General features: G+C 39.7%; 3 protein-coding genes. 2 read left to right on the forward strand and 1 reads right to left on the reverse strand.

Features of this window, described 5'->3' with window-relative positions:
* Positions 1-473: 473 nt before the first annotated feature.
* Complete coding sequence (locus FK004_RS04465) at positions 474-2,573, reverse strand: glutamine--tRNA ligase/YqeY domain fusion protein (RefSeq protein ID WP_108736180.1); 2,100 nt, start codon at positions 2,571-2,573, stop codon at positions 474-476.
* 364 nt (positions 2,574-2,937) lie between these two features.
* Between FK004_RS04465 and FK004_RS04470 the strand changes: the two genes are divergently transcribed.
* Both FK004_RS04470 and FK004_RS04475 read left to right on the forward strand, forming a co-directional pair.
* Entirely contained in the window at positions 2,938-8,205 is a 5,268-nt protein-coding gene (locus tag FK004_RS04470) for a T9SS type B sorting domain-containing protein (RefSeq protein ID WP_108736181.1), read from the forward strand.
* A 5-nt stretch (positions 8,206-8,210) separates the two neighbouring features.
* Complete coding sequence (locus FK004_RS04475; protein WP_108736182.1) at positions 8,211-9,896, forward strand: PorP/SprF family type IX secretion system membrane protein; 1,686 nt, start codon at positions 8,211-8,213, stop codon at positions 9,894-9,896.
* Positions 9,897-9,899 lie beyond the last annotated feature (3 nt).

Consider the following 9,899-nt stretch of genomic DNA (forward strand, 5'->3'; position numbering starts at 1 on the left):
ATAGCTTTTCATTATTGTTTTTAAAATTCAATAAGGTAAATTTATAATTACAGATTTAAGTTTGCTTTTTCATGCCAAAATTATTTTAAGCGCTTTATTCTTATTAAATAATAAATACTATGGAAATACCTTGCCATTTTTTTTTATAGGATTACAATGCATTTATAGAGGTCATTTTTAACCAATAAAAACTATAGTTATTTAATTTTGTATTGCAAATATTTATGAATCAATTTATATACCCATTTTTAAAAAATTTTTATATAAAAATTAAAATAAAGGCGATAATGAGCCTAATTTTTTAAAAACGTCCAAATACCTTACCGTTTTTTAAAAATGGATTATAGTCAATTTATGAAGGTTATTTTCAATAAATTATTTAAATAAAATACTATAATAAATAGATAATAGCTATAATAAAAAAAGCCTCTTAAAAAGAGGCTTTCAATATATAAAACTTATATGATATTCATTTAGACCATTTCTGAAACTGTGGCCAAAACCTGGTCATTCTTTTCAGAATTTTTCAAATCGGAAAGTTGTGATTTAAATTCGTTCAAATTTGCGCTATCTCTTTTTAAATTTTGCAACACCTCATAGCGTACATATGGAGATTCACTTTTTAAAGACATTGTATATAATTTATGTAGCAATTCTAAATCAACGTCAGTTGTTTTAAGCGCAGTATTATATTTCAAAAGTAAATTTGAAAACAGCAATGAACTCTTCGTATTGTTGACATTCTTTTTCAAAGTATTTTGCAACAAACTGAAATTTGAAACTGTTTTTAAAGTTTCACCAATGGCCGATTCGATAACAAATCGCTCTTCCGCAGTAGCTACTTTAAAATATTTATTGATTTCTTTAAGCCCATTATTAATGCTATTCTCTTCTTTTTTACCTTTTTCTTCCCAGGTATCCTTCAATCCAACAGTCCTGTTAAAAACAATATTATTTTCTGTACTATCCTTATCCACAGTAAAATAGCCCAATCTTTGAAATTGGAATTTATCTCCCGGTTTCACATCTTTCAAGCTTGGCTCAAGATACCCTTTGGATATTTTTAGAGAGTTTGGATTAACAAATTCTAAAAAGTCTTTTCCTTTGTGGGTGTCTGGTGATTCATCACTAAACAAGCGATCGTACAGCCTGATTTCAGCTTCAATAGCATGATCCACAGCTACCCAATGCAAGGTTCCTGATACTTTTCGCTGACTGGCTTCTGTACCGCTGCCACTCAAACTATCGATATCGTAGGTAACATGAATTTCAGTAATTGTTCCATTTTCATCTTTTACAACTGACTCACCTTTAATGATGTAAGCATTTTTAAGGCGTACTTCTTTTCCTAAAGTCAAACGGAAAAATTTGCTGCTGGCTTCTTCCAGGAAATCTTCCCTTTCGATATATAATACTTTCGAAAAAGGAACTTTTCTAAAACCGGCAGTGTCATCTTCCTGATTATTTTCCGCTTCAAGCCATTCAGTCTTATCTGCCGGATAATTATCAATAATCAATTTTACCGGATCTAAAACAGCCATAACCCTTGGTGCAATTTTATTCAGGTCTTCACGAACACAAAATTCCAAAACACTGACATCGATAAGGTTATCCCGTTTTGCTATCCCCGTTGTATTGGTGAAATTACGGATAGCAGCAGATGTATACCCTCTTCTTCTCATTCCCGAAATTGTAGACATCCTTGGATCATCCCAACCATTCACATGTTTTTCATTCACCAATTGCAGTAATTTTCTTTTGCTTACTACGGTGTGTGACAGATTCCTCCTGGCAAATTCCCTTTGTTTTGGACGTACTTTATCTGCCCCACAAATTTGATCCAAAAACCAATCGTATAATTCACGGTGTGGTAAAAATTCCAGTGTGCAGAAGGAATGTGAAATTTGCTCGAGGTAATCGCTTTCCCCATGAGCCCAATCGTACATTGGGTAAATTTTCCAATCGGTTCCGGTTCGGTGGTGCGGCTTATGTAGAATGCGATACATGATCGGATCCCGCATGAGCATATTCGTCGATTTCATATCGATTTTGGCACGCAAAATATGTGTTCCTTCGGGAAATTCACCATTCTTCATTCTTTCGAATAAGTCAAGATTTTCTGCCACGGAACGTTCCCTGAATGGACTATCGGTACCGGTTACTGTTGGTGTTCCTTTTTGTGCAGCCATCTCTTCTGAAGTCTGGCTGTCAACATAAGCCTTACCATTTTTAATAAATAATACGGCCCAGTCGTACAACTGATCGAAATAATCAGATGCATAACGTTCTTCTGCCCACTGGTAACCAAGCCATTCGATATCACGTTTGATCGCATCCACAAATTCCTGCTCTTCTTTGGCTGGATTCGTGTCGTCAAAACGCAGATTTACGGGAGATTGGTAATCAATCCCCAAACCAAAATTTAATGCAATCGAACTCGCATGCCCGATGTGCAAATACCCGTTGGGTTCTGGTGGAAAACGAAAACGCAATTTATCCTGCGGAAGGCCATTTTTAATATCTTCCTCAATGATTTGCTCTATAAAATTCAATGATTTTTCTTCAGTGGACATAAACATAAAATTAGGCTACAAAAATAACAAAGTAATCCTTGAAAAGGGCAATAATTATTATACTTCTTCGAATTACAATCAAAAAATAAATTCAAAATTTTAACGATTTGAAAATAAAAATGACTATAAATATATAAAAGCACAACGTTTTTAGTTAACGAAAACGATATAGTTAATATGTCGTAAGAAAAAACAGCCAATAGCATAATGAAATGTTAATAAAAATATTACTTTTGAAAGATTAAAAACTAAGTACTTTGAAGATGGTCTAAAATTAAAAAACAGTAATAGCAAGTTATCCCCATATCTGGCCCATTACATATTAAATATTATGTAACTAATTGTTTCGTAATACGTAACTACTATGAAAATAACTTTACCTTCTAAGACAATTAGTTGGTGTTTTATTGCATTGGTATTTGTTTGTAGCACCCCACTCTATTCACAATTCATCAATGCTCCAACCCTGGGCTTTACTGAAGCCTGTGCCTCTCCGGCATTCAATCAGTTTAATGCTTCTTTTTCCTATCTTGGAAATTTTGGCACGGGTAACCAGTTTATTGTAGAACTGTCTGCTCCCGGCGGCACTTTTACACAATCTACTGTGGTAGCGACTCTTCCACAGCATACTTCCCCGGTTCCAACTTCTTTTTCCTTACCGACTAACCTCATTGGAGGAACTTATAAAATACGCATCCGAAGTACTACTCCTGCTATCACCAGTGCAGCCTCGAACTTGTTATTTTATGCGAATTACATGTCCTACAACCAGAGTTTTTCCATCAATAACAGCCAGCCCAACATCAACCTTTGTGGCGGAGAAAATTATACGCTTTCGATAGATGCCAATGCCAGTGCGCCTATAAACAATCCCAACCTGACGTATAAATGGATGCGGAATTTTGGAGAAATAACCGGTCAGACGGGTTCTTCTATTGTAGTCAATCAGCCGGGATCCTATTATGCCCTGGTAAACTATGGAAATTGCAATCCTTCTTCCCAGGCCTATTCCAATGCAGTAACTGTGGCAGTAAGCCCGTCACTAACGGTAACTCTAACCACGGATGATAACTCCAATGTAATTTGTGATGGAGATGATAAAGTCTTAGTCAGTTCGGTACAAAATCCGAGTTATTCCTACCAATGGTACCATAATGATGTGTTACAGCCCAATGCTACTACCGATCTCTTCACGGCAACACTACCGGGCAACTATTACCTGAAAGTGGTCACCGGAACCTGCTTTTATCAATCGAATACACTACTACTTACGACTGCTCCCATAACAGCTACACTCAATCTTCCAGCTGTTAGCACCATTATACCCGGAGAAGAAAAAACGATTATCCTAACCGACAATGCCCTACAGCCTACTTACCAATGGTACAAAGATGGTCAGCTCCTAACCGGAGAAACATCACCTTCCCTAATCACAGGCCAGGCCGGAACCTATAAAGTAATCCTTACACAAAACCAGGGATGCCTTACACAAATCGAAAGGACGGTTACCTTAGCCTATCCACTATCATTTGAAGCCGTTGTAAGTGCAGGCACATATCAATCGTGTGTCAGTACTTCCGCTACTCTTTCCCTAACGGAACTTAAAGCCATAACCGCTAACGGAACCGTAGATATTACACAGAACAATTATGGCTATGCCCTTCAGTGGTTCCAGAATACTACTGCTATCAATGGTGCCACAACGCCTGCACTAATCCTGAATGACGCTACAGCCAATGGCAATTACAGCCTGCAAATCAGTATTCCAGAATTCGCCCCTGTTGTTTCCAATACCATAGCGATCGACCTGAAAATAACCGAAGCAAATGTGCTGACTGCCTCAGACCCTTTGTGTACTGAAGGAAATCCAGTGGTATTAAGCAGTAGCGTGGCTAATGTGGCCTATACCTACAAATGGCAAAAAGATGGCATCACGATAGCTGGTGCTGTATTGCAAAATTATACTGCAACAACCTCCGGAACATATACTGTTAGCATCCAAAGTGGTGCCTGCACAGTGCTTTCCAATCCTATAGTCCTTAGCACAGCTTCTATTACAGCCACCATCGATGGGCCTTCAACAGATGTGCTGTTTCCGGGACAACAAAAAACACTGACTACAACAACTAATGCTTTACAGCCCACTTATATCTGGTACCGAAATGAGCAGGTAATTCCATTACAAACGAATGCCAGCATCCAAATCAGCGAGCCTGGAGTATATCGGGTGGCTGTCACTCAAAACGAGGATTGTGTACTGACTGCTGAAAGTAGCGTTACTATTGCCTATCCTTCAGTATTTGAGGTGAGCATCCAGTTACCGCCCTCCTACCAGGAATGCGTAACGGAAAATGTAACCTTAAGCATGAGCCAGTTTACAGCAGAAACGGCAAATGGCCCAGTCGACCTTAGTGCCAACCCTTACAATTATGACTTTCAATGGTATAAAAATGGGATTGCCGTAACCAATGCAACCACAGCTTCCCTGATCCTAAACGGTGCTGAAACCAATGGGATTTATACGCTTATTGTGACAATTCCTGATTTTGATCCGGTAAGCACTAATGCCATTACCGTACAGCTTGCTATTCCAAATACAGTCATCAGTACTACCGATGTCCTCTGTGAAGAAGGTGATTCGGTACTTTTGCAATCCAATATTGTCGGTACTACGTATACTTATTCATGGCAAAAAAATGGAGTCACCATTGCCACAGCAAACCAAAATAATTACACTGCAACGACCTCCGGCACCTACATATTAACTGTTATGAATGGTAACTGTACCACTACTTCAAATACTATCCAATTACAGTCAGGCGCTATTAGTGTCTCCATTCAGCCTTTAGCGGATCTGTTGATCCTGCCGAACCAGACCCGTATCCTAACAGCAATCACCTCTGCCCTGCAACCGACTTACAGTTGGTATAAAGAGAGTGTATTGCTACCCGGTGAAAACAACAGTACCCTGACAGTGTCACAACCGGGTGATTATACTGTAAGGGTCACACAAAACCAAGGATGTACATTGAGCGGGGAAAGTCAAATCATAACCTTAGTTTACCCAACAGGATTTGAAGCCGAGGTAACAACAGCTGCCTATCAGGAATGCATCACTGAAAATACATCACTAAGCTTAAGCCAGTTTACTGCACTTACACAATCGGGTACTATTGATCTTATCACAAATCCCTACCAATACACTTTTCAATGGTATAAAAATGGCACCCCAATACTCAACGCCAATGCCACAACACTCGCATTAGTTGGAAATACAGCCAGTGGCAATTACCAACTGGAAATCACAATCCCTGATTTTAGTCCTGTGGTATCGAATACGATTGCCCTGCAGCTGGCTCTTGAAAATCCGGTCATTAGTACTACGGACCTGTTGTGTGAAGAAGGAGATGCAGTACTGCTGCAATCCAATAGTACTGCTCTCGGAAATGTATATTCATGGCAAAAAAATGGCATTCTAATACCTGATGCTGATCAAAATAATTATACTGCAACGACTTCCGGAACGTATACGATGATTGTCATGCATGGCAATTGTACCGCTACTTCCAATAGTATTACACTTCAGGCAGGAACGATCACCGCAGCAATCCAACCACTGACAGATTTAGTGATTCTTCCGAATCAAACCCGAACCCTTACCGCCATCACATCTGCTTTACAACCTACTTACAGTTGGTATAATGCTGGCGTATTGCTACCGGGAGAGAATGCCAGTACACTCACCGTGTCACAACCGGGTGAGTACACTGTAAGGGTAACACAAAATCAAGGGTGTATCCTGAATGGGGAAAGTCAAATCGTGACCCTGGTATATCCAACAGGATTTGAAGTGGGTATCACCACAACTGCTTATCAGGAATGCAGTACTGAAAACATGACACTCAGCGTGGACCAATTTAATGCACTTACCCAATCGGGGGTTATTGACCTTATTTCGAATCCGTATCAATATGCTTTTCAATGGTATAAAGACGATACTCCGGTACTCACCGCCAATGCAGCCACACTTGCCCTAACTGGTACCGCAGACAGTGGCAGCTATCAGTTAGAGATTACAATTCCTGGCTTTAGTCCAGTCTTATCCAATACACTCACTATACAATTGGCTATTACTACCATTCCGGTTATCACTACTACAGGCATTTTGTGTGGAACAGGTGACAGTATTGTATTGGAAAGTTCCATACAGGACCTGAGTTTTACGTATGAATGGTATAAAAATGGTATCCTGATTACTGATGCAGATCAGCCGGTTTACAGCACTACGACTGTGGGAGATTATAGTGTTACCATCCGAAAAGGAAACTGCTCCAGCACTTCGCTATCCTACACTGTTCAAACGGCTATAATTGATCTGGCCATCCAAAATGTTGATAATAGCATCATCCTCCCGAATCAGGTCATAACGATTACGACGACGACTACAGCCCAACAACCGACCTATGAATGGTACCAAAATGGAATTCTTATCACGGGAGAACAAAACAGCACAATCGCGGCTACAACTCCTGGAACTTATAAAGTTATCGTAACCCAAACACAGGGGTGCATCCTGACCAAAGAAGCAGAAATAACATTGGTGTATCCACAAGGTTTTGATGTGGCTATCGGATCGAATAACTATCAGGAATGTGTCAATGAAACCGCTACCCTGCATATTTCACAATTCATAGCAAATACTGGGACAGGCACGATTGATCTTTTGAACAATACCTATAATTACGGCTACCAATGGTATAAAGATACCCAGCCAGTAACAGGTGCTACCAGTGTCTCTCTTACAATTAATACTGCTGCGGAAAATGGCAATTATTACCTGGAAGTTACAATTCCCGGTTTTGCAGCAGTACAATCTAATTTATTCGTACTGAAATTAAAACTTGCGGAACAGGCTGTAATCAGTACTACAGATACGTATTGCGATCCCAATTCGACAGTCCTATTATCCAGTTCTGTAACGCATCCCTGGTACAGCTATGCCTGGTTTAAAACAGGCAATACTACTATTTTAGGGACACAACCAACGCTAACAGCACCAGGATTGGGCAGTTATTACCTTGAAATAAGTTACAATGGCTGTACTATCAGCTCAAATACACTGGATATAACGCCTTTCGACCCTTCATTGGTCACTATAGACGCTCCAGAGATGATCAGCCTTGTAGAAGGCACTACACAAACGATTACTGCCAGTGGGGCAACAGCTTACCTATGGACCAGTAATGGTACAGTAGTGTCTACAACTGCTCAGCTGACAATTTCCCAAGCCGGGACTTATGTGCTTACTGCCAGTGCAGGAAGGTGTGAAGTGGTGAAGACCATTACCGTTACCTTGCTTGAAAATCACTATACGGTGATTCCAAATGTAGTCACTCCCAATGCTGATGGTAGTAACGATTTGTGGACACTCCCGGAAAAATACGCCTATCGGCCGAATGTTGAAATCGTAATTTATGATTCCAAGGGTAAAGTAGTATTCCAAACCGTGAACTACCAGAACAACTGGCCGACTGATGCTTTAAACCTTTCTAAGAAAACACCTGTGTATTATTATACCATCCTGGAGAATGGTACTATAATCAAAAAAGGATCAATAACAATTATTAAATAGTACGAATGGTAAAAAAATACATTTATTTATTCCCGCTATTCACATTGTTCTGTCTTTTTAAGGCACAGGCACAGGAAGCTCCTGCCCTGACCTTTACCGTACCTTCCCAAAATGCTTTAGTCTATAACCGATTTCTGCAGAATCCTACTTTCTCCTTTGTACGGGAAAACAACACCCATATTTCAATGTACCACCGAAGCCAGTGGACACAGTTTGATAATTCACCCAAATTCTATATGCTGAGTTATTCCGGTGCATTCACAGAAAATTCCGGCTTGGGGATCGGATTGTTCAAACAGGAATTAGGCATACTTTCTAATTTTGGAGGTATTGCCAATTATGCTTACAATGTACAGCTGGCCGCAGACATGAACCTGACCCTTGGTTTTAACCTCAGCTATTACAACAGTGGTATTGATCATAGTAAAATTGCCGCAGAGCAACCGGATCCTTATCTGATGCAAATGGACAAATATTCATTGCTTACTTTAAATCCGGGAATTAACCTGAATTATAAACAATTCGATCTGGGCTTGTATGCTGAAAACATGGTCGATTATGATTTTAAATCAAGCCGTTCGGCAAAAGAATATTCACAAAAATCCATTTCCGGGCATTTGATGTATACCCATAAACTCACCACTGCACACGGGATGTTTGAAGCTGGTGATGTTACCGCAATGCTTCGGGGAAGGCAACAATTTGAAGATGAATTCTATTATGGTGCTTCACTACTGGTCGATTTTCCAAAACTCGGATGGGCACAGGTAGGTTATGACGGCCTTTATGGTATTGCAGTGGGAGCCGGTTTCCACATCACCCAAAAGCTTTCTTTAGGGTATGTTTATGAAAAAGGAATGAGGGACGCCCTTTCCAATTTAGGCCCCACACATGAAATCAATATGGTTTTTTCTATAAAACCCAAAAAAGGAACGTTACTACCGGAATCAAGAGGAACCGAAATGAGAGGCCCTTTTGAAGCCCTTAGTAAAAGTGACAGCCTAAAGATTAAAAGAACGGCCGCACAGGAAACGTTTCAGGATGACATGGAACGCCTGGAAGCGATTCAAACCCTTAAAAAATCACTCGATAAGAAAAACCACCACCTCCTGGATATGATCATCCAGCAGGATTCCATTGAAAAACTCGTACGGGAAGATTTCGATAACCGATTAGCAAACCTGAAAAATTATGTTGCGAAACTGGAAGCTGAAAATGCAACAACTGCTGTTACTGCTACAGTAAAAAAAATCAATGAAAAAGCAGCCGAAAAAACACAAAAGGCCAATGATCCTGCTGTTGCCTCCAAGCCTATAGCAGGTACAGTCCCTATAAATAGTACAGAGAAAAACCTCGAAACGGAGGAGGAAATCCGGGCCTATTATGCGAAAAAAACCAAACTGAAACGGGAAATTGTCCAGAAGGGCAATAAAATGAGCATCCAGGATATGGAATCCGGGTATTATATCATTACCAATGTCTTTTCAAGCCAGGTGCACGCCGATGAATTTATAGCAGAAATGGAGCGTAAAGGCCTCAAAACAAATTATTTTATCAACCCCAAAAACAATTATAGATATGTATACCTCAGAAAATTCCATGTTTGGAAAGAGGCCCTGATCTCTTATTATTCCAACGTAGACAATACTTATTTCGGCCCGATATGGATTTTGAGTATAAACACTAATTAAAAA

Source organism: Flavobacterium kingsejongi, assembly GCF_003076475.1.
Classification (GTDB): Bacteria; Bacteroidota; Bacteroidia; order Flavobacteriales; family Flavobacteriaceae; genus Flavobacterium; species Flavobacterium kingsejongi.